Genomic DNA, 22,810 nt, shown 5'->3' with positions numbered 1-22,810 from the left:
TCTGACCAAATGGTCAAACAGGGGGTGGCGATGACGCTTCTGGAGGCGGCGACGGCGGTCAGAGAGCGGGCCTATGCGCCCTATTCGCGGTTCAAGGTCGGGGCGGCCTTGCGCGCCACAAGCGGTGCGGTGCATGTCGGCTGCAATGTCGAGAACGTGGCTTATCCCGAGGGCACCTGTGCCGAGGCGGGGGCCATTGCGGCGATGATCGCGGCAGGGGATACGCGGATCGCCGAGGTCTGCGTGATCGCCGACAGCCCGGACCCGGTGCCTCCTTGTGGCGGGTGCCGTCAGAAGATCGCCGAGTTTGCGGCCCAGGACGTGCGCGTCACGCTTTGCACCACAGACGGCAAGCAGAAGGTGATGACCGTGGCCGAGCTTTTGCCAGGCGTTTTCACCGCCGCGCACATGGACCGCACGTGACCGACGCGCGGTTGATCATCGCCAAGGTGCGGGACGGGGGCCAACCCTCGACCGACGATTTGCGCTGGTTCGCGATGGGGCTGGCCTCGGGCGCGGTGACGGATGCGCAGGCGGGCGCGTTCGCGATGGCGGTGCTGCTGAAGGGCCTGTCCGAGGAAGGGCGCGTGGCGCTGACGCGGGGGATGCGCGACAGCGGGAAGGTGCTGGAATGGGACCTGCCCGGCCCGGTGGTGGACAAACATTCGACGGGCGGGATCGGGGATTGCACCTCTCTGCTCCTCGCCCCGGCATTGGCGGTCTGCGGGGCCTATGTGCCGATGGTCTCGGGTCGGGGGCTGGGGCATACGGGTGGGACGCTGGACAAGCTGGAAGCCATACCTGGGTTTCGAACCGGATTGACGGAAGCGGCGCTGCGCAAGCAGATGACCGAGGTGAAATGCGCCATCGTGGCGGCTTCGGCCGACCTGGCCCCGGCAGACCGACGCCTTTACGCGATCCGCGATGTGTCGGCGACGGTGGAGTCGATCGACCTGATCACCGCCTCGATCCTGTCGAAGAAGCTGGCGGCGGGGCTGGAGGCGCTGGTTCTGGACGTCAAATGCGGCTCGGGTGCCTTCATGAAGACGGCAGCGGACGCCGAGGCGCTGGCGCGGTCCCTGGTCAAGACAGCACAGGGGGCGGGGTGCATGACCAGTGCCCTGATCACCGACATGTCGCAGCCGCTGGCCACGGCAGCGGGGAACGCGCTGGAGGTGATCGAGGTGATGGAGACGCTGACCGGCACCTCGGTCAACGAGGCTCTGTGGGACGTGACGGTGGCCTTGGGCGGCGAGGTGCTGGCGCTGGCCGGACTGGCCAGTGACGCGGAGGATGGCGAGGGGCGGATCGCCCAGGCGCTGGAATCCGGTGCGGCGGCAGAATGTTTCGGGCGGATGGTTGTGGCGCAGGGGGGGCCGGCGGACTTTGTGGAACGTTGGCCGGACCGCCTGCCCTCGGCCCCGGTGATGATGGAGGTGCCCTCGCCGACGGACGGCTTCGTGGCGCGGATCGACGGCGAGGCGCTGGGCCAGGCGGTTGTGCATCTGGGCGGGGGGCGCCTGCGCGAGGGCGACCGGGTGAACCCCTCGGTCGGCCTCACGGATCTGGCGGGGATCGGAGAGGAAATGGGCGCAGGCGTGCCGCTGGCGATGGTCCATGCGGTAACCGAGGATGCGGCGCGGGCAGCAGTACGGGCGGTGCAGGCGGCCTACCAGATCGCGCCGGAGTTTGCGGAGGAGCCCGCGCTGATACAGATGAGGATTGGCTGATGGCCAGCACTGGCGGGCGGGCGTTTCTGGTGGTGCTGGACAGCGTTGGCTGCGGCGGCGCACCCGATGCGGCGGCCTTCGGCGATGAAGGGTCGAACACGCTGGGCCACCTCGCGGCGGCCTGTGCCGAGGGCCGGGCAGAGGTCGGGCGCTCGGGTCCCATGCGGATGCCGAACCTGGACCGGCTGGGGCTTGGGGCGGCAATCCGGCTGGCCTCGGGTGTGGCGACGCCGGGGATGGACGCCGTGCCCGAAGGCCTGTGGGGGGCTGCGACCGAAGTGTCGCGGGGCAAGGACACTCCGTCCGGGCACTGGGAATTGGCAGGGGTGCCGGTGCCCTGGGACTGGACCTATTTTCCCGACACCGTGCCCGCCTTCCCTGACGACATCGTGGCCGAGGTCTGCCGGTTGGCGGGGACCGAGGGGATCCTGGGGAACTGCCATGCCTCGGGCGTGCCGATCATCGCCGAGCATTGCGAAGCGCATATGCGGACCGGCTGGCCGATCTGCTACACGAGTGCGGACAGCGTTTTCCAGATCGCCGCGCATGAAGAGGCCTTCGGGCTGGAGCGGCTGTTGCAGCTGTGCAGGGACCTGGCGCCGATGCTGCATGCCCGCAAGGTCGGGCGGGTGATCGCGCGGCCTTTCACGGGCGGCTGTGGCGACTTCAAGCGGACCGCCAACCGCAAGGATTTTGCGATCGCGCCGCCCGCGCCGACGCTCTTGGACTGGGTCGCAGGCGCCGGACGTGCCACGCATGGGATCGGCAAGATCGGCGACATCTTCTCGATGCGCGGGATCGGGAAGCTGCACAAGGGCAAGTCCGACGCTGACCTTTTCGAACACCTGGTAAGACTTGGGGCGGAGGCCGAGGCCGGGTCCCTGACCTTTGCGAACTTCGTCGAGTTCGACACGCTGTATGGTCACCCCCGCGACGTGGCGGGCTATGCCCGCGCGCTGGAGTGGTTCGACGCCGAGTTGCCGCGGTTTCTTGCGACCCTGCGACCAGGGGACCTGGCGATCTTCACCGCCGATCACGGCAACGACCCGACGTTCAGGGGAACCGAACATACGCGGGAGCGGGTGCCGGTGGTGGGCTGGGGTGCGGGTCTGCGCGAGGTCGGGGTGTGCGGGTTCGTGGATGTGGGCGCGTCGGTGGCGGCGCATCTGGGGGTGGCGGTGCAGGGGCCGGGGCGGAGTTTCCTGTGACCTCTGCCGGACCGGGGGTTTCACACCCCCGGACCCCCGTGGGATACTTATGGACAGATGAAATAAGGAGTGTTTCGTGAGCGGACTGCCGAAGGTCGAGTTGCATCTGCATCTGGAGGGGGCGGCGCCGCCCGCCTTTATCGCGGGGCTGGCGAAGGAGAAGCATCTGGACATAGCCGGCGTCTTCGACGAGCGGGGGAACTACCGCTACAAGGACTTCTGGGATTTCCTGAAGGTCTATGAGGCGGCGACCTCGGCGCTGCAGACCCCGCGCGATTATCAGCGGCTGGTGCTGGCGGTGCTGGAGGAATCAGCGAAGGCGGGGGTGGTGTATTCGGAGACCTTCCTGTCGCCCGATTTCTGTGGCGGTCGCGATGTCGGGGCCTGGAAGGAATACCTCCACGCAATGCGCGAGGCGGCGGATCAGGCGGAGCGGGAGATGGGAATCACCCTTCGCGGGATCATCACCTGCATCCGACATTTCGGCCCCGAAAAGGCGCGGGAGACGGCACGTTGCGCGGCGGAAACCGCCGGGGACTGGATCGTCGGGTTCGGGATCGCCGGGGACGAGAAGGTGGGCGCGCCCAAGGACTTCCGCTGGGCCTTCGACTGCGCGCGGGAAGCGGGGCTGCGGCTGACGGCGCATGCGGGGGAATGGGGCGGCCCCGAGAGTGTGCGCGATGCGGTGCGGGACCTGGAGGTGGAGCGGATCGGGCATGGGGTGCGGGCGATCGAGGACTTGGCGCTGGTCGACGAGTTGGCCGAGAAGGGGATCGTGCTGGAGGTTTGTCCGGGGTCGAACGTGACCTTGGGGGTCTATCCCTCGTTCCGGGATCATCCGATCGATGAATTGGACCGAAGGGGGGTAAAGGTGACCATCAGCACCGACGATCCGCCCTTCTTCCACACGACGATGTCGCGCGAGTACGAGGAGTTGCACAAGGCCTTCGACTGGGACGACGGGCAATTCCGGCGGATCGCGCGCCAGTCGCTTGACGCGGCCTTTTGCGACGCCGATACCAAGATCAGGATCGGAAAGCTGCTGGAGGCCTGAATGCTGGATCACCTGACCGTCGTGTCGCACCCTCTGGTCCAGCACAAGCTGACCCTGATGCGCGAGAAGGACACCTCGACCGCCAGCTTCCGCAAGCTGTTGCGCGAGATCAGCCTGTTGCTGGCCTATGAGGTCACCCGCGAGCTGCCGATGACCACCAAGCGGATCGAGACGCCGCTGGAGGAGATGGATGCCCCCGTGATCGAAGGCAAGAAGCTGGCGCTGGTCAGTATCCTGCGGGCGGGGAACGGGCTTCTGGATGGCATCCTGGAGCTGATCCCGGCGGCGCGCGTGGGGTTCGTCGGGCTGTACCGCGACCCCGAGACGCTGCAGCCGGTGCAGTACTACTGCAAGCTGCCCGAACACATGGAGGACCGGATTGCCATCGTCGTGGACCCGATGCTGGCAACCGGAAACTCGTCGGCGGCGGCGGTGTCGCTGCTGAAACAGGCGGGGGCGAAGCAGATACGGTTCTTGTGCCTGTTGGCTGCGCCCGAAGGGATCGCCCGGATGAAGGAGGCCCACCCGGACGTGCCGATCGTCACGGCAGCGGTGGACAGCCATCTGAACGATCACGGATACATCGTGCCGGGTCTGGGCGATGCCGGGGACCGGATGTTCGGGACCAAATGATCCGGGCTTTGGTGCCACTGCTGATGCTGGCCGGGGTGGCAGCGGAAGCCCAGCCGCTGCAGCCCGCGGAAGTGCCGCCGGCAGATTATGCCGGTCTGCAATACGTCGACAGCAAAGGCTGCATGTTCGCCCGTGCCGGCACTGGGTCTCAGGTGGTGTGGGTCCCCCGCGTCTCGCGCCAGGGGGTGCCGGTCTGTGGCAGCCCTCCCTCGGGCCAGCCTGTCCCGGTGGTCGAGGAGATCGGGGTGCAGCCGGTGAAGGGGACCCCGAACGCACCCAGCGCAGAGGCCGACGGTGGCCATTTTGTTGCGGTCGGCAGCTTCGGCCAGTCCAGGGCCGCCAAGCAGGCCGAGGCGCGGCTGAAGGAATTGGACTATGACGTGGTCCGTGGCCGGGTGCAGAGTGGCGGCGGAGCGGTGATCACTGTCTTCGCGGGACCGTTCCCAGACCAGGCTTCGGCCGAAGCTGCGTGGCTGGCGCTGCGGGACGCAGGCTTTGCGCAAGCAACGGTGGTCAGCCCCTAGCGCGCCTAGCCGCCGCAAATCCCTTGCAGGGCTATCCAGGATTCGTCCGGGACCAGAGGCGACGGCGCGAGGCCCTTGTAGGGGTCGTTCGTGGCAAGGCCCACATTTGCTTCGGGGGTGACGGCCAGCGCATAGGGCGTGGCGGGGACCTGCGCGGCCTCAAACGCCGCCAGCACGCTGGCTTCGGCCAGGGGCACGGGGGCGGCGCGAAGAAGCGCCTCTCCATAGCCCGCAAGGGCTGCGTCGGGCAGGTCGGCCGTGGTCAGAAGCTGCACCGTCGCCTTGATGCCAGCATATTCCAGCAGGGGGATGATCGGATCGCGGGTGCGGCTGCGCAGCCGTTCGACCAGGGCGGCACCGGCAACGGCCTCGGGGCCGTTCGACTGCTCGATCAGTCGGCGGGGCAGCATGATGACGTCGCCGGGCAGGTGCTGCGGTTCGTCGATGCCTTCGGGCAGGACGTAGAGGATCGGCGTATCCACCGGACCGAAGACGCGTTCGGACAAGGCGGCGAGCGCCTGCAGGCCAAGTTGGTTGTTGCAGGCCGCCCCGGTCACACGGGTAAGATCGTCCAGTGCCCGCTGACCGATGTCTGCGCGCTGCGCGAGTGGCACCACCGAGGCGGTATGGCGGACAAGCGCCCCCGGCAGCCAGACGACGGCAACCAGCACCACCGCAGCAGCTGCCCCGGCCAGCAGGACGCCACGCAGGCGGCCGGGCTTGGCCGTGGCAGCCTGGACCGCGTGGCGCACGGCACCCAGTGCCGCGATCATGTCGGGGTCAGTCAGTTCCAGGCTTTCACTGGCATCCGGTCCGGGGGCAAAGATCGGCGGGTCCTCGCCCCGGTTCACACGTTCGATGGCGGGCAGCGACCAGTGGCTGATCGCGGTGCCGCTTTTCGGGTCGGACAGGACCAGCGTCGCCTCGCCGAAGTGGACCAGCACGTCACGCCGTTGGTCCTGCGGCGTCTCGCGCCACAGGCCTCCACATTCCAGCCGTTGATACTTACGTAGCGCCGTCATCGGCTGCGGGGTCTCTGCCTGTTTGACGGCCAGCTTATCCGGCCCGGACGGCGGCGACAATCACCCTTCCCCCGGCGTTGGCAGCGAAACACGCCAGCGACCCGGATTTGTCGGGACTGGTCGCGTTCAAGCTGGCGCAGGGCCCGGATGTCGGGTCCTGTCGGGAAAACGAAAACCGGACGCGCAGATGAGCGATACCCCGAACCGAACCCTGGCCGCCTTTGGCGCGGTGCTGGTCTATGCCAGCGTGATCGCCTTCACCGACAACTACGTCCGGGTGATCGCCAGGGATGCGGGGCTGTGGCAGTTCCATGCGACGCGGACGGCGATGGCCTTCGCGATCCTGGCGCTGGTGGCGGTGTCGATGGGGCTGAAGCTGTGGCCCAAACGGCCCTGGGCGGTCATCGCGCGGTCGGCAATCCACGGGACGGCGATGCTGATCTACTTCGGAGCGCTGGCCTTCCTGCCCGTGGCCCAGGTCGCGGCGGGCCTCTTTACCGCGCCGCTGTTCGTCCTGTTTTTCCAGCGGTATCTCTACGGCCAGCCCATCCGCGGTGTGCAGATCCTGGCTGTGCTGATCGGCTTTGCGGGCGTTGTCCTGGTCCTGGGACCCGAGGCGCTGTCTGGGGCCACGCTGGCCGCACTTCTGCCAGTGATCTCGGGTGCGCTCTACGCGATGGGCAACATCGCCACCCAGCGCTGGTGCGCGGGCGAGACGGCCGAAACAGTGGTGGCCGGGTTCTTCGGGATGTTGGGGGTCTACGGGCTGCTTGGGATGGCGGTCCTCTGGGCCTTCCCGCTGGCGGTGCCCGAGGGTCCAGACGGGTTTCTCCAGCGCGGCCCGGTCTGGCCGACGGGAGAGTTCCTTTGGTGGACCTTCGTGCAGGCGGCAGGCTCGCTGGTCGGGGTGGGGATGTTCGTGAAGGCCTACCAGATGGCCGAGGTCTCGCGCGTGTCGGTCTTCGAGTACGTGATCCTGCCCGCCTCGGCGCTGTGGGGGTTCCTGCTGTGGGGCGAGAGTTTGGCTTGGTTCGCCTGGGTCGGCATGGCGCTGATTGCGCTGGCGGGGATCATCATCGCCCGCCCGCAACGGGATCAGGTGCCCATCGCCTCGCGCCAGTGACGGCGGCAGAGGCTGACGTAGGTCTCGTTCCCGCCGATCACCACCTGCTCGCCTTCCTTCAGCGCGCGCCCGTCCGGGTCGCGGCGGATGACCATCGTGGCCTTCTTGCCGCAATGGCAGATCGTGCGGACCTCGCGCATCTCGTCGGCCCAGGCCAGAAGCGCGGCCGAGCCGGGAAAGAGGTTGCCCTGGAAGTCCACGCGGAGGCCGTAAGCCATGACCGGCACGCCCAGGTCGTCGACCGCGCGGGCCAGCTGCCAGACCTGCGGCTTGGACAGAAACTGCGCTTCGTCGATGAAGACGCAGGCGACCGGGCCCTTTGCGAACCGCGCCTTCAGCTTTTCGAACATGTCCTCATCCGGGCCGAAGGTATCGGCAGGCTCGCCGATGCCGATGCGGCTGGCGATGCGGCCTTCGCCGGCGCGGTTGTCGAACTGCGCAGTGATCAGATAGGTCTGCATCCCCCCCTCGCGGTAGTTGTGCGAGGCTTGCAGCAGCGAGGTCGATTTCCCCGCGTTCATGGTGGAGTAGTGGAAATAAAGCTTGGCCATGAGGCGATCCCCTAGCCGATCACCGGGCCGCGCTGCAAGCCTATTGGCTGGCAGACACGACCCGACTTACCGAAGATAACCCCTTACCGGGCGGGACCGCAGGCCCGAAACACACATACCGGCGGGAACGCCCGCACACTCGCAAAACACGGGCCCGCCGCGTTTAGTCGGCGCCGCCGTCAGCCCGTTTGCCGGGTTGATGCGGCGGACCCAACGCTTGCCGATGCTGGGGACATCGACCACTCGCTAACGTTCCGGACAGCCCGGAACCTCTTTATCCATGACAAACGGTTCCCATCCGATTAATGGGAAAAAAACATCGCGTTTCCCCCGGCTTGACCCTGGGGCATGCAGGTCAGTGGAGTGGGTGATGTCGGTTGCGTCCTATCTGAAGAAACACACCGAGGCGCTGGTCAAGGACGTGGGAATTGAATCGGCCTGCGCGATCACCGGAAAGTCGAAGGCCACGCTGGGGCGGTATTACTCGGACAGCGACGAACACGACGACCGCTTCATGCCGATTGACGTGGTGGCGGCGCTGGAGTCCTCAAGCCGCTTCCCGCATGTGACGGCGGCCCTGGCGGACCTGCGGGGGATCACGCTGTCCTATGACGGCGAAAAGCGGAACGCCTCGTCCTCGGGGGTGAACCAGGATGTCGTTGCCCTGGCGCAGCGTTTCGGGATGCTGATGGCGGAATACAATCAGGCAATCGGCGACGGAAAGATCTCGGTCAACGAGGCCAAGCGGCTTCTGCGCGAGACGCTGGCGATCCAGCAGGTGCTTTTGGAGATGAAGCTGAACCTGGAAGAAGAGGCAAGCTGACCGGAACGAAAGCGGGGCCGGCTTATACCGACCCCGCCCGCCGTTTCTAGCGTGCGTCGCGGCGCGGCGCGAAGCTGCCGCCCTGAGGCTTGGCCGGGCGCTGGCCCGCAGGTTTGCCCTGACCCGCCGGACGACCCTGACCCGCTGGTTTGCCCGAACCGGACCGCTGGCCCTGCGGCTTGGCCGTCAGCTTCTGGCCCTGCCGTCCGCCATTGCCCTGCCGCTGCCCGCGGTTCTGCCCCGGCTTCGGAGCCGCAGCAACCACGTCCGCCGCCCAAGGCGCGCCGCCCACAACGGGAAGCGGGGTCTTCAGCAGTTTCTCGATGGCCTGCAGCTCGCCCATTTCAGCCGGAGCGCAGAAGCTGATCGAGGACCCGTTGGCCCCCGCCCGCGCGGTGCGTCCGATGCGGTGGACGTAGTTCTCCGGCACGTTGGGCATGTCGAAGTTGTAGACGTGGCGCACGGTAGGAATGTCGATTCCGCGGGCGGCGACGTCGGTGGCGACCAGCACGTCAAGCTCGCCATTGCGGAACTCGGTCAGGGTGCGGTCACGTTGGTTCTGGCTTTTGTTGCCGTGGATCGAGCCGACCTTGAAGCCCCAGACGGCCAGCAGCTTCATCAGCTTTTCCGAGCCGTGCTTGGTGCGACCGAAGACCAGGGCCTGCTCGCCCGGGTGCTTCTTCAGATACTCTTCCAGCACGCGGGCCTTGTCGCCGTTCGGGATGTAGTGGACGCCCTGGCTGATCCGCTCGACCGGCTTGCCGGGGGGTGCCACCTGCACCTTGATCGGGTCACGCAGGTAGGTGTCGGCGATTTCCGAGATGTCTTTCGGCATGGTAGCGCTGAAAAGCATCGTCTGACGCTTGAGCGGGATGTGCTTGGCGATCTTCCGCAGGGAATGGATGAAGCCCATGTCCAGCATGTGGTCAGCTTCGTCCAGCACCAGATAGGCGCACTGGTCCAGCTTGACGTCACCACGCTCCAGAAGGTCGATCAGACGGCCGGGGGTAGCCACCAGAACATCAGTGCCCTTGGAGAGCGCCTGCGCCTGTTTGAAGAGGGACGCGCCGCCAACGACCATCGTCACCTTGACGGCGGTGCCCTTGGTGAAGACCTCGAAGTTGTCCTTGATCTGGGCGATCAACTCACGCGTTGGCGCAAGGATAAGGGCGCGCACGTTCTTCGGCCCCGGTGGGTGGCCGATGTCGAGAAGGCGGTGCAGAAGCGGCAGGCCGAAAGCGGCGGTCTTGCCGGTGCCGGTCTGGGCCAGGCCCATCAGGTCACGGCCCGCCATGATATGGGGAATTGCCTGCGCCTGGATCGGCGTGGGCGTCTTCAGCGTGGTCTTTTCCAGCGCTTTCAGGATTTTCGGCGAAAGGCCGAGGTCGGCAAAAGTGGTCATGGGAATCCCATTCGTTCAGAGGGCCTGCGACCCTCGCCCCGGGCCTATGCCCGTGACCGTGCCGCAAGCGGCGCCCCTGCGTGACTAATGGGAACCAGAGCGTCCGGGCCTTTCGGTGCTCACGCGGCACGGGCGTCGGACATGGTGGAGATGGGCGCTTTCACCTTCGAAGTCAAGCCAAAGCGGTTGCAACACCGGACTGGACCTTGTTTCCCGCCGGGCGTATGACTTCGCGCGTCCGCGTACAGAGTCTTGTTCCAGCTCCGGCCGTTGGGCCAATATTGGCTCGCGACAGAAGAAATCTTTTCCGATCAACAGCTTATCCGGGTGATGCCTCGCCATGCCGAAATTCCACCGTCTTGCCGCCCTTGCTGTCATGGCTTGCGCCGTTGCCTGGATCGCGACTGGCGAGTTCTCGTCGGTCGGCAGCGCACAGACCGCCGAGGGTAAGGAATCCCAGACGCCCGAGGCCCCCGCCACTGAAAACAAGCCTCTGGTCCGCACCGTATCGGCCGTCGAGCCGGTCTTCGTCGACCACGCCCGCGCGATCCGTCTTTCGGGGATCACCGAGGCCGACAAGCGGGTGGAACTGGCGGCACGCGCCGACGGGGTCATCGCGTCCTTGGCAATGACCAAGGGTGGCATGGTCGGGGCTGGGTCCGAGGTCATGACGCTGGAAGGCCCCGAGGCCGTGGCCCAGGAAAGGATCGCCCGCATCGCGCTGGACCAGAAAGAGCGGGATCTCGAGGTTGCGCAGCGGCTGTTCGAGGGTGGCAGCACTTCAGAGTCGAACCTGACCAACGCCCGGTCCGCCCGTGACGCCGCCGCCGCCGAGCTTGCGCGCGCCCAGGCCTCGGCCGACCGTCTGCGGCTGAAGGCACCCTTCGCCGGCGTTGTGGATACCGTCACCGTCGAACTTGGCGAATGGGTGCAGACCGGAACCCCGGTTGCCACGATCCTGTCGCTGGATCCGATCCTGGTTAAGGCCGAGGTGAGCGAGGTCGACCTGGCCGCCGTCGCCGTGGGGTCCACCGCCAAGGTGCGCCTCGTCAACGGGACCGAGATGGACGGGACCGTGCGGCTGGTGGCGCGTGAGGCTTCGGCGCAGACCCGGACCTTCCCGGTGGAAATCGCGTTGCCGAACCCGCGGATGACGCTGCCCTCGGGCATGACGGCCGAGGTGTCGCTTTACGCCCAGCCGCTTCGCGCCGTCGTGGTCCCGCGGTCGATCATCACGCTGTCGGACAAGGGCGAACTTGGGGTGCGGGTCGTGGACAAGGCCAACGTGGCCCAGTTCGCCGCCGTCCAGATCATCGATGACACCGCCCAGGGCCTGGTCGTCACCGGAGTGCCCGAAGGCGTGCGCATCATCACCGCAGGTCAAGACCTCGTGCGCGACGGCGACACGGTCGAGGTAGCCTCTGGGGTCGGCCAATGAAGATCGTCGAAACCGCCATTGCCAATGCCCGGCTGACCGTTTCGGTCCTGCTGTTCCTGATGCTGGCCGGGACCATGGCCTATGTCTCGATCCCCAAGGAGGCCGAGCCGGATATCCAGATCCCGATCCTTTACGTCAGCATGCACTACACCGGCATCTCGCCCGAAGACAGCGAGCGGCTCTTGCTGCGGCCGATGGAAACCTCGCTGAAGTCGATCACCGGCATCAAGAAGATGACCTCGACCGCCTATCAGGGCGGCGGCAACGTGCTGATCGAATTCCAGGCCGGGGCCGACCTCAAGAAGGCGCTGGACGATGTGCGCAACAAGGTCGACATGGCGCGGCCCGAGCTGCCGGACGGGGCCGACGAGCCGACGGTGAACGAGGTCAACCTGTCCGAATTCCCGATCCTGGTCATCACCCTCTCTGGCGACGTGCCGGAACGCGTGCTGGCCCGCGCGGGCCGCGACTTGCGCGACCGGCTGGAAGAGCTGCCCCCGGTCCTGAACGCCGAGCTTCAGGGCGTGCGCGACGATCTGGTCGAAGTCGTGATAGATCCCGGCAAGCTGGCCACCTATGGCCTGCGCCCCGATATCCTGATCGCGGGCTTTGCTGCCGGGAACCAGCTGGTGGCCGCAGGGTCGCTGGAAGGGGCCGAGGGCCGCTATGCGATCAAGGTGCCGTCGCTGCTGGAAACCATCGAGGATGTGGCGAACCTGCCGGTCGTCTCGACCGGGACCGCCACCGTCCGGGTCCGCGACATCGCTGGCATCCTGCCGACGCTGAAGGAACCCGAGACGGTGACCCGCCTGAACGGCGCGCCGGCAATCGCCATCGAAGTTTCAAAGCGCACCGGAGCCAACCTGATCGAAACGGTCGACCAGGTGAAGGCGGTCACCGAAGAGTTCAAGGCTCTGCTGCCCGAAGGCACCGAAGTGACCTTCAGCCAGGACAAGTCCAAGGACATCCGCCAGCTTCTGTTCGACCTGCAGAATTCCGTGCTGACGGCGGTGATCCTGGTCTTCATCGTCATCCTTTATGCACTGTCGGTCCGTGCCTCGATCCTGATCGGGCTGGCGATCCCGGCCTCGTTCCTGATGGGGATGCTGGCGCTGTCGCTCTGGGGCTACACGGTCAACATCGTCGTCCTGTTCTCGCTGATCCTGGCCGTTGGGATGCTGGTCGACGACGCCATCATCGTCACGGAATACGCCGAACGCCGCATGTCCGAAGGCATGGACAAGCGCGAGGCTTTCGCGATGGCCTCGCACAAGATGACCGGGCCCGTCGTCGCGGCAACGATGACGCGGGTGGCGGCCTTCTCGCCCCTCCTGTTCTGGCCCGGTATCGTCGGCGAGTTCATGAAGTACCTGCCGATCACGCTGATCGTCACGCTGTCGGCCTCTATGCTTTACGCGCTGATCTTCGTGCCGACGCTGGGCGCGCTGATCGCCAAGCCGTTCAAGCACCCGCCCGAGCACAAGGACGGGGCCTATATGTGGGTCGTCGGCAAGGCGGTGCGGCATCCGGTGATCATGCTTTTCGTGGCCGTCGGGTTGCTGGTCTCGGTGCCCTTCGCCTATGCCAAGTATGGAAAGGGCGTGATCTTCTTTCCCGATGTGGAACCCGAGTTCGGCCTTCTCTACGTCAAGGCGCGCGGGAACCTCTCCATCGCCGAAAAGGATTCCCTCGTCGCCCAGGCCGAGGAACGCATCCTGGGCTGGCCGGGGATCGAGACAGTTTATACCCGCACCGGCGCGGGCGGCGGAATGGGCCAAGAGATCGATGCCGATGTGATCGGTGTCATCCAGTACGAATTCGTCGACTGGCGGATGCGCAAGAACGCCAATGCCATCCTTGCCGACTTGCGGCAGGCGATGGTCGGGATTCCGGGCGTGGACATTCAGGTTTCGGTTCCGCAGGCGGGGCCACCTACCGGCAAGGCGATCCAGATCCAGCTTTCCGCCGATGATCCGACCTATCTGAACGAGGTCGCCCAGCAGGTTGCCGCGCGGCTGGCCAATGTGCCGGACGTGATCGACATCTCGAACGGCCTGCCGCCCCCCGGCGTCGACTGGGAGCTGCAGGTCGACCGTGCCGCCGCGTCGCGCTATGGCATTGCGCCCTCGACCGTGGGGGCGATGGTCCAGTTGGTGACGGGCGGGCTGAAACTGTCGGACTACCGCCCTGCCGGGGCCGATGACGCGGTGGACATCGTCCTGCGCCTGCCGGCCGACCAGCGGACCATTTCCGCGCTGGACCAGCTGCGCATCCAGACGGCCGAGGGATCGGTCCCGATTTCGAACTTCGTCACGCGCAAGGCCGCGCCGACCACCGGCACGCTGACCCGTCTGGACAGCGCCCGCACCGTCACGGTCCAGGCCGGTATCCGCGAGGGCGTGCAGCCCGACAAGATCTACGCCCAGGTGACCGCCGCGCTGGAAGCAGCCAGCCTTGACCAGTACGGCATCCGCTGGAAACTGGCAGGCGAGGACGCCGAGCAGGCCGAGGCCGGAGCCTTCCTGTCCAAGGCCTTCGGTGCCGCGATCTTCCTGATCTTCATCGTGCTTCTGGCGCAGTTCAACAATTTCACCTCGGTCTGGCTGGTGCTGTCGGCGGTCATCATGTCAACCATCGGAGTCCTTCTGGGCCTGATGATCATGGGCCAGCCCTTCACGATGGTGATGACCGGCATCGGCATCATCGCGCTGGCGGGGGTCGTGGTGAACAACAACATCGTGCTGATCGACACCTACGACACCCTGCGCCGCGAGGGCCGCCCGAAGATAGAGGCGATCCTGCAGACCTGCCGCGAACGGGCGCGCCCCGTGGTCCTGACCGCGCTGACCGCGATCCTTGGTGTGCTGCCCATCGCCTTTGGCCTGAACCTCGAGCTTCTTAGCCACGAGGTCACCATCGGCGCGCCCTCGACCCAATGGTGGATCGCGCTGTCCAGCGCCATCGTCTATGGCCTGGCCTTCGCCACGGTGCTGACGCTGGTCATCATCCCCTCGATGCTGATGCTGGTGACGCGGGACGACCATCCGAAGCCCTGGTTCTGGCAGCGGGAAAAGCGGCGGGCCTGGTATGCTGAACACCGCCCCGCCAAGCTGCGCGGCAGGGGCCGGGCCCAGCCTGCAGAGTAATCGTAGGGTGCGCTACAGCGCACCGCCCCGGCCTGACTGAAAAGTTCGCGTCAGGTAGCACGCCTGCCGCCTGGATTCCTCTAGTCTTGACCCTGCCGCGCGGTGGTGTGGGCTCAGGCCGGAGTCATGGGCCCGGAAAAGAAAAAGGGACGGCAATGCCGTCCCGCTTTCAGTCTCTTTTTGGTGGAGCCAGGGAGGATCGAACTCCCGACCTCTTGAATGCCATTCAAGCGCTCTCCCATCTGAGCTATGACCCCACCGGAGAGAAGCACCGCGCCGTTGCCGCCGCGATGCGGGGTATCTAGGACAGGTCGCGGGGGGGTGCAAGGGGAAAAACGCCCCTTTCCCCCGGCGCTTGTCTCAGACTTCTTCCTCGTCGCCCGGCACGTCGGCAAGGTCGTCCAGCGAGACGGTGTCGTCCGCATCGTCTTCCAGAAGATCGTCGTCCATCTCGGCATCGTCGGCGACGGCGCCGTCCAGCAGGACGTCTTCGGTTTCCAGATCCTCGACGAGAACGTCGTCGTCCTTTTCGGGAACAGCCCGCGCGATGACCGAGGCGGCCATCTTGCGCCGTACGGATTCGATGTCCACGACCTCGCCCGTGTAGGGGCTGACGATCGGGCTTTTGTTCAGGTCATAGAAGCGTTTGCCGGTGGTCGGGCAAATCCGCTTCGTGCCCCATTCTGCTTTGGGCATGGTCATCCCTTTAGGTGGTGGGTAACGGGAAAATGGTCGCTTGCCACAGGTGCAGGCGACTGTCAAAGGCTTTCGTGCGTCACGGGAAATGGCTATCTTCGCCGAAGCTTTCAAGGGGATTTGCATGCCGGTTCTGCCAGGCTCGCCGCCGGTCGAGGTGCATCTGAAACGGTCGGCCCGCGCGCGCCGATTCTCGTTGCGGGTGTCACGGCTGGACGGCAAGGTGACGCTGTCGATGCCCGTCAGGGCGCGGGATGGTGAGGCGATGGCCTTCCTGCGCGGCAACGAGGACTGGCTGCGGCAGACCCTGTCGACAATGCCGGGCTCGGCGCTGCGGACGGTGGGGCCGGGCGCGGTTGTTCCGGTCGAGGGGGCCGAGCTGGTCCTGACCCCGGCAACCGGTCGCGGGGTCCGCGTCGAGGGGCAACAGCTTCTGGTTCCGGGAAATCTGGAAACTCTGGGACCGCGGGTTGCGGCCTGGCTGAAGGTTCTGGCGCGGGATCGGCTCGCCGCCGCTTCGACCCGCTATGCAGAACTTGTTGAGCGCCGGTATTCGTCGCTGGCAATCCGCGATACCCGCTCACGCTGGGGCTCCTGCTCGCCGGACGGGCGGCTGATGTATTCCTGGCGGCTGATCATGGCCCCGCCTGCCGTGCTGGACTATGTCGCCGCGCATGAGGTCGCGCATCTGGTCGAGCTGAACCACTCACCGGACTACTGGAAGGTCGTGACGTCGATCTGCCCGGACTGGAAGGATCACCGGAACTGGCTGAAGACGAACGGCAACACCCTTCATCGGGTACGCTTTCAGGATTGACCCGTCTGCGGCCGGGGTGCTTCCCTGCATCCCATGCTGACGCCCCGTCCCACCGATCCCAACGCTGCCGCGCATGAACGGCTTTACCGGTCGCTGCGCCAGCAGGTGATGCATGGCGAGATGAACCCCGGCCAGTCGCTGACGTTGCGGGGGTTGGGCAAGACCTTCGGTGTCTCGATGACCCCCGCGCGTGAGGCGGTGCGGCGACTGGTGGCTGAAGGTGCGCTGACGCTGTCGTCGTCGGGCCGCATTTCCACGCCGGAACTGACCCCGGAGCGGATAGAGGAACTGGCGGCGATCCGGGCTTTGCTGGAGCCGGAGATGGCCGCCCGCGCGCTGCCCCGCGCCCACTTCGCGCTGATCGAGCGGCTGACGGCGATCAACCTGATGAACGGCGAGGCGGCGGTGCGGGGGGATGCGGTGACCTATGTCCGCACGAACCTTGAGTTCCACCGGACGCTCTACCTGCGCGCCCAGACCCCGGCGATGCTGGCGATGTGCGAGACGGTCTGGCTGCAACTGGGGCCGACGATGCGGGCGGTCTATGCGAAGGTCAAGCGGAGGGAGCCGCCGATGCACCACCGGGTGATCCTGGCGGCCCTGAAGGCGGGGGACGAGCCGGGGTTGCGGCTGGCGGTGCGGACCGACGTGACGCAGGGGCTGCGGCATCTGGCGGGGTAGTGTCCACGGTGGACAAACGCGGATGAGGAAGGGAAATCAATGGGTTGTTCGCGGGCGTTAGGGATTTGGAAAGGATTGACCGCCATTGGTTTGCACAGGGCAGACTTCCCACTTGAGGCAATGACGAGGAGACCCGATTTGCTTGACCCAAGCTCCAAAACTGATGGGCCAATCAATGCCTTGATCAGGAACCATGAAGAAAAGAACGCGCGAGGCCTGCCGCTCTACCCTCTCTTGCTCGAAGAAAGAGCAAGGCGCGCGCAAGCAAAGAGTCTACTGGACTTCAACAAGTCTTTAGCTGTTCTGCGGGAAGCTGCGGTGACCCAGATTTGCGTTTCCTACGGGCAAATCGCTGAAGCCAGCGGAATAAAGTGGAGTAAGGCGCGGCACCATATGAACGGGGCGAAAGGTCATCTGGACGGGCTTCTTGACATATGCCACGCAAAGGGACTGCCTATGCTCCCTGCGATCTGCGTCAACAAAACCAATCTAGAGACGGGCGAGTTGGACCCTTCTGCTTTGCTTGGCTTTGTTGAAGGAGCACGGCGATTAGGGCACAGCTTCTCCGACGCCCACGAATTTCATCGCGCTCGACAAAGAGAATGTTGGGCTTGGGGAAGAGAGCAGCAAGCTGCCGACTGACCTGTTGCCCGGAATCAAGGGCGAAGCCCGCCGGGCAGCGCCCGACCGCCCCCTCGGGCGGGCGCTTTTGCAGCGTCTCGCCTAGAACTTCGGTGGGAGGGGTTGAACCATAAAGTGCGTAGAACTGAGGTTGCAGCGCCCACCCGGCGGTCGGGCGCTGCCCTGTGTCTGCGCATTTCGGTGCATCCCTGCACAGATGACCCACGCATTTGCGCCTTGGCGCGCCGCCCCGTTCGCCCCATCTTCTGCCCAAGCGAAATCAGGAGACACCAAATGTCCATCCGTCCCGTCATCGAAACCCGCCGCGCCCAGCCCCATATCGAAGGCGCGGGCGTTCATCTGCATCGCGCCTTCGGGTTCCAGGACCCGACCGAGGCGGACCCGTTCCTGCTGTTTGACGACTTTCGCGGCGATCATCCCCGCGATTACTCGGCTGGCTTCCCCTGGCACCCGCACCGGGGGATCGAGACGATCACCTATGTCCTTGCCGGGACCGTCGAGCATGGGGATAGCCTTGGCAACCGGGGTATCCTTGGACCGGGGTCGTTGCAGCTGATGACGGCGGGGCGGGGTATCCTGCATCAGGAGATGCCGAAGGGTGACGCCAAGGGCCGGATGCACGGGTTCCAGCTGTGGGGCAACCTGCCGCGCGCGCTGAAAATGACTGCGCCGCGCTATCAGGACATGGAGGCCAGCGCGCTGCCGGAACGGCATGAAGATGACGGCACCAGCATCCGTGTGGTGATCGGCGACTATCGCGGGGTGAAAAGCCCGGTCGATGGCATTGCAGCGGACCCGCAGTATCTGGACGTCTATGTGCCTGCGGGCAAGCGCAAGACCTTCAAGGTCGACACCCGCCGCCGGGCCTTTGCCTATGTGTTCGAGGGTGCGGGGAACTTCCGCGATGCGGCGCGGCCCGAGGGCGTGCTTCTGGAGAAGGAAGTGAAGGGCCAGGAGGTCAACATCCGTGACCTTTCGGGCAACCGCACGCTGGTCCGCTTTGGCGCGGGCGATGAGGTGACGGTGACTGCGGGGCCGGACGGGGTGCGGTTCCTGCTGGTCAGCGGTGCGCCGATCGAAGAGCCGGTGGCCTGGGCCGGGCCGATCGTGATGAACAGCGAGGCCGAGTTGCAGCAGGCGTTCAGGGAACTGCGCAACGGGACCTTCATCCGACCCGCGCATTAACCGGCGCAGTGACAAGACCTCGTCCCGGGCTTGACCAGGGACCTCCCCCACCGTGGGAGGCCCCGGCGCAGGCCCGAGGCGGGGTTGCGGCTGGACAGGTCGCGCGGCAAAGTGCGCGCGTACAGTCACGAGACCGCCGATGTTCGTCAAACCCTCTGGCATGCCCTACTACCGCTTCCTGCGGCTGTTGCATGAGGCCTGCCTGTTCGACTGGTATCTTGAGGTCGGCTGCCGGTCGGGGGAAAGTTTTGCCCCCGTCCGGTCAAAGACCATTGCCGTCGATCCGTTCTTCCAGGCCGAGATCAACATCATCGGGAAGAAGCCTGCGCTGCATGTGTTCCAGGCGACCAGCGACGATTTCTTTGCCTCGGGGTTCCTCGCTCGGAATGGCATCAGACCGGGGCTCGCGTTCCTGGACGGGATGCACCTGTTCGAGTTCCTCTTGCGCGACTTCATCCATTCCGAGGCGGCGATGGCGCAGGGCGGGGTGATCCTGCTGCATGACTGTGTGCCCTACGGGATGGGCATGACGACGCGAGACCTTGCGAACCTGCCCAAAGGGCCTTGGACGGGGGATGTCTGGAAACTGATCCCGATCCTGCAGCGCTGGCGGCCCGATTTGCGGCTGACCGTGCTGGACTGCCGGTCGACGGGGATTGTCTGCGTATCGGGCCTGAACCCGGAAAGCCGGGTGCTTTCCGAAAGCTATGATCAGATCGTCGCTGAATTCTCCGGCGCCGATCTGGGGGGCTACGGGGTCGAGCGGTTCTTCGCGTCGTTCCAGTTGCTTAGCGCGCGGGCAGAGCGGCACGCGGGGTTTCCTCTGTTCCGCCCTGCCGCTGTCGGGGACGCGGCGCTGGACCCGGTTCCCGTAACGCCCTAGTCCTGCGCGCGCAGCGTTCCGGCGGGGCGGGCGTTCAGCGGCCGCAGCGCGAAGAAGAGCCCGGCCAGAAGGGTGGCTAGGATGCCGCCCAGGACGATGCCGATGGCTGAGACAGGTTCGAAGCGGTAGGCCGAATCCATCACGAAAGTCATCACCGCCCAGCCGCTGATGCCCCCGGCCACAACCGCGACGACGCCCGCAGCGGCGCCCATCAGGGCCGAGCGGAGGGCAAAGCTGGCAAGGATCTTGCCCCGCGTCGCGCCGAGGGTTTTCAGAATCGCGGATTCGTAGATCCGGGCGCGTTCGCCCGCCGCTGCCGCGCCGATCAGGACGACGAATCCGGTGATCAACGTCCCGGCAGCGGCCCAGGCGGTGGCCGTGGCGATGGCCGACAGGGCCTCGGCCACGCGGTCCACCGCCTCGCGGATGCCGATGGCGGTGATGTTGGGCCAGGTTTTCGTCACATCCTTCAGGATCTGCGCCTCGGCTTCCGGGGGGGCGTAGACGGTGGCGATGTGGGTATGCGGCGCGCCGGCCAGGGCCGAAGGGTTCAACGTCATCACAAAGCCCATCCCGGCGTTCGAGAAGTCAACCTCGCGGAACGAGGTCACGGTCGCGGTCAGGTCGCGGCCCAGGATGTTGACGGTCATGGTGTCGCCAAGCCTGAGACCGATTTCCTCGGCCTCCTCGGCGGCGAAGCTGATCTGGGGATCGCCGGTGTAATCCTCGGGCCAGTAGGCCCCAGCGGTGATGCGGGTCTTTTCGCCGGGGGTTGACGCGTAGCTGATGCCGCGGTCGCCCCTTACGACCCAATGGTCGCCGGCGACTTCACGGGCGGGCTTGCCGTTGATCTGGGTAATGACGCCGCGCAGCATCGGGGCGGTTTCGATTTCCGTGACAGCAGGGTTGCCGTCGACGGTGGCGAGGAACGGGTCCAGCTGGTCGGGCTGGATGTCGACGAAGAAGAACGCGGGTGCGCGGGTCGGAAGATCGGTGGCGATGGCTTGCCTCAGGTTCCAGTCGATCTGGCCGACAGCCGCCAGCACGGAAAGCCCGAGGCCAAGCGAGAGGACGACCGAGGTCGCGTCGGACCTTGGTGCGCCGATGGCGGCAAGGGCGGCCCGGGTGGCAGGGCGACCGTGGGTGAGGCGGGTGCGGGCCAGGCGCTTGGCGGCGACGCGCAGGCCGAGGGCGGCAAGGGCAAGGATGAGGAGAGCGCCAAGGACCCCACCAGCGGCACCCAGGGCAAGCTCGGGGATGCCGGAAAGCCAGGTGGCGCTGCCGATCAGGGCGACGGAGAGGAGCGCGAGGGCAGCGAGGTAGCGTTTCCTTGGCCAGGTGCGGGTGCCGCTGCCACCACGATAGAGGGCGGCGGGGCGGATGCGTTCGGTCCGGGCGAGGGGGAGGAGGGTGAAGATGAGGGCCGAAAGGGTGCCGTAGAAGGCGGCCTCCACCAGCGCGCCGGGGGAGAGGCGAATCTTGGCCGGGAAGGGGAGAGAGGACTCGATCAGGGGGGCGGCGAGGAGGGGGACGATGGCCCCGAGCGCGAGGCCGAGGGCGATGCCTAGGGCGGAGAGAATTGCAGTTTGCCAGAGATAGCTGCGAAAGATCAGGCCACCCTCGGCACCAAGGGTTTTCAGCGTGGCGATGGTCTCGACCTTGCCGTCAAGGTGGCTGCGTATCGCGGCCGAGATGCCGACACCGCCGACCGCTAGGCCCGCAAGGCCGACGAGGACGAGGAAGCTGCCAATGCGGTCGACGAAGGATTCGATCCCCGGCGCGGCGCGGCGGCTGTCGGTCCAGCGCATGCCCTTGTCGCGGAATGTGGTTTCGGCTTCGTCCTCAAGAGTTTGCAGGTCCGAGCCGGGCGGCAGGACCAGGCGATAGCGGGTCTCGTACATCGAGCCGGACGCCAGGAGGCCGGACGTCGCCAGAGCGTCCGAGTGGACGACAGTGCGGGGGCCGAGGGTGAAGCCGGTGGAGGCGCTGTCCGGCTCGCGCACCAGGGCTGCCGTGAGGCGGAAATCCTGGGTGCCAAGACGGAAGGTGTCGCCCGGCTTGAGGGAGAGGCGTTCGATCAGGACGGGGTCCATGATCGCTCCCGGCAGGCCGTTCTGGTCGGCCAGCGCCTCGGCCACCGGGATCGGCGGGTCAAGCTGGGCGGCCCCTGTCAAAGGCCAGGCGTCATCGACGGCCTTGATCTGGGTGAGGGCCTGATCGTCCTGAACCAATGCCATCGAGCGAAAATCGTAAACTTCGGACACCTGTGTCGAAATGCGGTCCATGTAGGCGCGTTCGTCCGCGTCGGCGGGGCGATAGGTGAAGCGCATCTCGGCGTCGCCACCAAGGATGACCGCGCCCTGGTCGGACAGGCCCTGCTGGATGCCGGTGCGGAGCGTTCCGACGGCGGCGATGGCGGCAACGCCAAGCGCGAGGCAGGCAAGGAACACGCGAAAGCCGCGCAAGCCGCCGCGCAGTTCGCGCCGGGCGATGGTGAAGGCGAGGCTCATTCGGCGGCCTTGGCGTGCGCTTCGGGCGCGAGAAGGCCGTCGGCCAAGCGGATCACCCGGTCGCATCGGGCGGCAAGCTCGGGCGCGTGGGTAACCAGGACGAGGGTCGCGCCGTGGCGGTCGCGCAGGCCGAAGAGAAGGTCCATGATCGCCTGGCCGTTGACCCCGTCGAGATTGCCGGTGGGTTCATCCGCCAGCAGGATCGCGGGGCGCGGCACGGCGGCACGGGCCAGCGCCACGCGCTGCTGTTCGCCGCCTGACATCTGGCTGGGGTAGTGGTGCATCCGCGACCCAAGGCCCACGGCGGTCAGTTCGGCCTCGGCCCGGGGGAAGGCGTCTGCGGTCCCGGCCAGTTCCAGCGGTAACGCCACGTTCTCCAGCGCGGTCATCGTCGGAATGAGGTGGAAGGATTGGAACACAACCCCCATATTCCCCCGACGGAACCGGGCGAGCGCATCTTCGTCCATCGCGGTCAGGTCCTGCCCCAGCGCAAGCACCTTGCCGCCGGTGGCACGCTCCAACCCGCCCATAAGCATGAGGAGCGATGACTTGCCCGACCCCGATGGCCCGATCAGCCCGACCGTTTCGCCCTTGTGGACCGAAAGGCTGATGCCCTTCAGGATCTCGACCGGGCCGGCATTGCCTGCAAGGGTCAGCCGCGCATCGGTAAGCGCGAGAACGGGATCGGTCATGCAAGGGGTCCTTCGGGCAGGGCTTTCAGTGGGATATGGCGCAGTGCGGC

General features: G+C 66.3%; 21 protein-coding genes and 1 tRNA gene. 15 read left to right on the top strand and 7 right to left on the bottom strand.

Translation table 11 applies throughout. The features are described from left to right. The first annotated feature begins 9 nt into the window (after positions 1 to 9). The 6 genes from Q8M85_RS00810 (at position 10) to Q8M85_RS00785 (ending at position 5,149) form a co-directional block, all read left to right on the top strand. Positions 10 to 423: a cytidine deaminase gene (locus tag Q8M85_RS00810; RefSeq protein WP_322245966.1), complete on the top strand. Its 414-nt coding sequence runs from the start codon at positions 10 to 12 to the stop codon at positions 421 to 423. Beyond that, positions 420 to 1,730, top strand: a complete 1,311-nt coding sequence (locus tag Q8M85_RS00805; RefSeq protein WP_305539098.1) for a thymidine phosphorylase — start codon at positions 420 to 422, stop codon at positions 1,728 to 1,730. Before Q8M85_RS00810 ends, Q8M85_RS00805 begins: the two co-directional genes overlap by 4 nt. Further along, on the top strand, positions 1,730 to 2,938 hold the full coding sequence (locus Q8M85_RS00800) for a phosphopentomutase (protein ID WP_305539096.1): 1,209 nt from the start codon (positions 1,730 to 1,732) through the stop codon (positions 2,936 to 2,938). The genes Q8M85_RS00805 and Q8M85_RS00800 overlap by 1 nt, the downstream gene beginning before the upstream one ends. Positions 2,939 to 3,014: 76 nt before the next feature. Then, a complete protein-coding gene (locus Q8M85_RS00795) occupies positions 3,015 to 3,992 on the top strand; it encodes an adenosine deaminase (RefSeq protein WP_305539094.1) in 978 nt (325 codons plus the stop codon). Then, positions 3,993 to 4,625, top strand: coding sequence for a uracil phosphoribosyltransferase (gene upp / locus Q8M85_RS00790; RefSeq protein WP_305539092.1), 633 nt, complete (start codon positions 3,993 to 3,995; stop codon positions 4,623 to 4,625). It abuts the gene before it with no gap. Beyond that, positions 4,622 to 5,149, top strand: coding sequence for an SPOR domain-containing protein (locus tag Q8M85_RS00785; RefSeq protein ID WP_305539090.1), 528 nt, complete (start codon positions 4,622 to 4,624; stop codon positions 5,147 to 5,149). Before upp ends, Q8M85_RS00785 begins: the two co-directional genes overlap by 4 nt. 5 nt (positions 5,150 to 5,154) lie before the next feature. On the opposite strand, the gene Q8M85_RS00780 is transcribed toward Q8M85_RS00785, so the two are convergent. Next, complete coding sequence (locus tag Q8M85_RS00780; RefSeq protein ID WP_305539088.1) at positions 5,155 to 6,231, bottom strand: hypothetical protein; 1,077 nt, start codon at positions 6,229 to 6,231, stop codon at positions 5,155 to 5,157. A 127-nt stretch (positions 6,232 to 6,358) separates the two neighbouring features. Between Q8M85_RS00780 and Q8M85_RS00775 the strand changes: the two genes are divergently transcribed. After that, positions 6,359 to 7,294 carry a DMT family transporter gene (locus Q8M85_RS00775; RefSeq protein ID WP_305539086.1) on the top strand — a complete coding sequence of 312 codons (936 nt, stop codon included), beginning with the start codon at positions 6,359 to 6,361 and terminating at the stop codon, positions 7,292 to 7,294. Here the strand turns inward: Q8M85_RS00775 and Q8M85_RS00770 are convergent. Beyond that, on the bottom strand, positions 7,267 to 7,845 hold the full coding sequence (locus Q8M85_RS00770) for a thymidine kinase (RefSeq protein ID WP_305539084.1): 579 nt from the start codon (positions 7,843 to 7,845) through the stop codon (positions 7,267 to 7,269). The two genes, Q8M85_RS00775 and Q8M85_RS00770, sit on opposite strands and share 28 nt — an antisense overlap. A gap of 370 nt (positions 7,846 to 8,215) precedes the next feature. Between Q8M85_RS00770 and Q8M85_RS00765 the strand changes: the two genes are divergently transcribed. Further along, on the top strand, positions 8,216 to 8,668 hold the full coding sequence (locus Q8M85_RS00765; RefSeq protein WP_371135158.1) for a hypothetical protein: 453 nt from the start codon (positions 8,216 to 8,218) through the stop codon (positions 8,666 to 8,668). Positions 8,669 to 8,714: 46 nt separating this feature from the next. Here Q8M85_RS00765 and Q8M85_RS00760 read toward each other — a convergent pair whose 3' ends face one another. Then, positions 8,715 to 10,070: a DEAD/DEAH box helicase gene (locus tag Q8M85_RS00760; RefSeq protein WP_305539080.1), complete on the bottom strand. Its 1,356-nt coding sequence runs from the start codon at positions 10,068 to 10,070 to the stop codon at positions 8,715 to 8,717. A gap of 340 nt (positions 10,071 to 10,410) precedes the next feature. Here Q8M85_RS00760 and Q8M85_RS00755 point away from each other — a divergent pair, with 340 nt between their 5' ends. Further along, a complete protein-coding gene (locus Q8M85_RS00755; RefSeq protein ID WP_305539078.1) occupies positions 10,411 to 11,508 on the top strand; it encodes an efflux RND transporter periplasmic adaptor subunit in 1,098 nt (365 codons plus the stop codon). Then, positions 11,505 to 14,654 carry an efflux RND transporter permease subunit gene (locus Q8M85_RS00750; protein ID WP_305539076.1) on the top strand — a complete coding sequence of 1,050 codons (3,150 nt, stop codon included), beginning with the start codon at positions 11,505 to 11,507 and terminating at the stop codon, positions 14,652 to 14,654. The genes Q8M85_RS00755 and Q8M85_RS00750 overlap by 4 nt, the downstream gene beginning before the upstream one ends. A gap of 181 nt (positions 14,655 to 14,835) precedes the next feature. On the opposite strand, the gene Q8M85_RS00745 is transcribed toward Q8M85_RS00750, so the two are convergent. Both Q8M85_RS00745 and Q8M85_RS00740 read right to left on the bottom strand, forming a co-directional pair. Then, positions 14,836 to 14,911, bottom strand: a tRNA-Ala gene (locus Q8M85_RS00745). Positions 14,912 to 15,014: 103 nt separating this feature from the next. Beyond that, positions 15,015 to 15,350: a TIGR02300 family protein gene (locus Q8M85_RS00740; RefSeq protein WP_305539074.1), complete on the bottom strand. Its 336-nt coding sequence runs from the start codon at positions 15,348 to 15,350 to the stop codon at positions 15,015 to 15,017. 124 nt (positions 15,351 to 15,474) lie between these two features. Here Q8M85_RS00740 and Q8M85_RS00735 point away from each other — a divergent pair, with 124 nt between their 5' ends. From Q8M85_RS00735 to Q8M85_RS00715, 5 genes are all read left to right on the top strand, one after another. Then, positions 15,475 to 16,167, top strand: a complete 693-nt coding sequence (locus Q8M85_RS00735; RefSeq protein ID WP_305539072.1) for a M48 family metallopeptidase — start codon at positions 15,475 to 15,477, stop codon at positions 16,165 to 16,167. 33 nt (positions 16,168 to 16,200) lie between these two features. Next, positions 16,201 to 16,848 carry a GntR family transcriptional regulator gene (locus Q8M85_RS00730; RefSeq protein ID WP_305539070.1) on the top strand — a complete coding sequence of 216 codons (648 nt, stop codon included), beginning with the start codon at positions 16,201 to 16,203 and terminating at the stop codon, positions 16,846 to 16,848. A 138-nt stretch (positions 16,849 to 16,986) separates the two neighbouring features. Continuing rightward, positions 16,987 to 17,490 carry a hypothetical protein gene (locus Q8M85_RS00725; RefSeq protein ID WP_305539068.1) on the top strand — a complete coding sequence of 168 codons (504 nt, stop codon included), beginning with the start codon at positions 16,987 to 16,989 and terminating at the stop codon, positions 17,488 to 17,490. 273 nt (positions 17,491 to 17,763) lie between these two features. After that, entirely contained in the window at positions 17,764 to 18,675 is a 912-nt protein-coding gene (locus tag Q8M85_RS00720; RefSeq protein WP_305539066.1) for a pirin family protein, read from the top strand. 139 nt (positions 18,676 to 18,814) lie between these two features. Further along, positions 18,815 to 19,558, top strand: coding sequence for a class I SAM-dependent methyltransferase (locus Q8M85_RS00715; protein ID WP_305539064.1), 744 nt, complete (start codon positions 18,815 to 18,817; stop codon positions 19,556 to 19,558). Here Q8M85_RS00715 and Q8M85_RS00710 read toward each other — a convergent pair. Together Q8M85_RS00710 and Q8M85_RS00705 are read right to left on the bottom strand one after the other, a co-directional pair. Further along, on the bottom strand, positions 19,555 to 22,068 hold the full coding sequence (locus Q8M85_RS00710) for an ABC transporter permease (RefSeq protein WP_305539062.1): 2,514 nt from the start codon (positions 22,066 to 22,068) through the stop codon (positions 19,555 to 19,557). The genes Q8M85_RS00715 and Q8M85_RS00710 overlap by 4 nt on opposite strands. Further along, on the bottom strand, positions 22,065 to 22,760 hold the full coding sequence (locus Q8M85_RS00705; RefSeq protein WP_305539061.1) for an ABC transporter ATP-binding protein: 696 nt from the start codon (positions 22,758 to 22,760) through the stop codon (positions 22,065 to 22,067). The genes Q8M85_RS00710 and Q8M85_RS00705 overlap by 4 nt, the downstream gene beginning before the upstream one ends. Positions 22,761 to 22,810 lie beyond the last annotated feature (50 nt).

It is taken from the genome of Tabrizicola sp. (genome assembly GCF_030694085.1).
Classification (GTDB): domain Bacteria; phylum Pseudomonadota; class Alphaproteobacteria; order Rhodobacterales; family Rhodobacteraceae; genus Tabrizicola.
Note: the sequence above shows the minus strand (reverse complement) of the source record. Positions and strands in the feature narration are given on the sequence as shown.

What these genes read in the sequence shown, in the direction of transcription:
- Q8M85_RS00810 (WP_322245966.1), top strand. Translation starts at nt 10, where the DNA reads ATGGTCAAACAGGGGGTGGCGATGACGCTTCTGGAGGCGGCGACGGCG.
- Q8M85_RS00800 (WP_305539096.1), top strand. Translation starts at nt 1,730, where the DNA reads ATGGCCAGCACTGGCGGGCGGGCGTTTCTGGTGGTGCTGGACAGCGTT.
- upp (WP_305539092.1), top strand. Translation starts at nt 3,993, where the DNA reads ATGCTGGATCACCTGACCGTCGTGTCGCACCCTCTGGTCCAGCACAAG.
- Q8M85_RS00785 (WP_305539090.1), top strand. Translation starts at nt 4,622, where the DNA reads ATGATCCGGGCTTTGGTGCCACTGCTGATGCTGGCCGGGGTGGCAGCG.
- Q8M85_RS00775 (WP_305539086.1), top strand. Translation starts at nt 6,359, where the DNA reads ATGAGCGATACCCCGAACCGAACCCTGGCCGCCTTTGGCGCGGTGCTG.
- Q8M85_RS00770 (WP_305539084.1), bottom strand. Translation starts at nt 7,845, where the DNA reads ATGGCCAAGCTTTATTTCCACTACTCCACCATGAACGCGGGGAAATCG.
- Q8M85_RS00765 (WP_371135158.1), top strand. Translation starts at nt 8,216, where the DNA reads ATGTCGGTTGCGTCCTATCTGAAGAAACACACCGAGGCGCTGGTCAAG.
- Q8M85_RS00760 (WP_305539080.1), bottom strand. Translation starts at nt 10,070, where the DNA reads ATGACCACTTTTGCCGACCTCGGCCTTTCGCCGAAAATCCTGAAAGCG.
- Q8M85_RS00755 (WP_305539078.1), top strand. Translation starts at nt 10,411, where the DNA reads ATGCCGAAATTCCACCGTCTTGCCGCCCTTGCTGTCATGGCTTGCGCC.
- Q8M85_RS00750 (WP_305539076.1), top strand. Translation starts at nt 11,505, where the DNA reads ATGAAGATCGTCGAAACCGCCATTGCCAATGCCCGGCTGACCGTTTCG.
- Q8M85_RS00740 (WP_305539074.1), bottom strand. Translation starts at nt 15,350, where the DNA reads ATGCCCAAAGCAGAATGGGGCACGAAGCGGATTTGCCCGACCACCGGC.
- Q8M85_RS00735 (WP_305539072.1), top strand. Translation starts at nt 15,475, where the DNA reads ATGCCGGTTCTGCCAGGCTCGCCGCCGGTCGAGGTGCATCTGAAACGG.
- Q8M85_RS00730 (WP_305539070.1), top strand. Translation starts at nt 16,201, where the DNA reads ATGCTGACGCCCCGTCCCACCGATCCCAACGCTGCCGCGCATGAACGG.
- Q8M85_RS00720 (WP_305539066.1), top strand. Translation starts at nt 17,764, where the DNA reads ATGTCCATCCGTCCCGTCATCGAAACCCGCCGCGCCCAGCCCCATATC.
- Q8M85_RS00715 (WP_305539064.1), top strand. Translation starts at nt 18,815, where the DNA reads ATGTTCGTCAAACCCTCTGGCATGCCCTACTACCGCTTCCTGCGGCTG.
- Q8M85_RS00710 (WP_305539062.1), bottom strand. Translation starts at nt 22,068, where the DNA reads ATGAGCCTCGCCTTCACCATCGCCCGGCGCGAACTGCGCGGCGGCTTG.
- Q8M85_RS00705 (WP_305539061.1), bottom strand. Translation starts at nt 22,760, where the DNA reads ATGACCGATCCCGTTCTCGCGCTTACCGATGCGCGGCTGACCCTTGCA.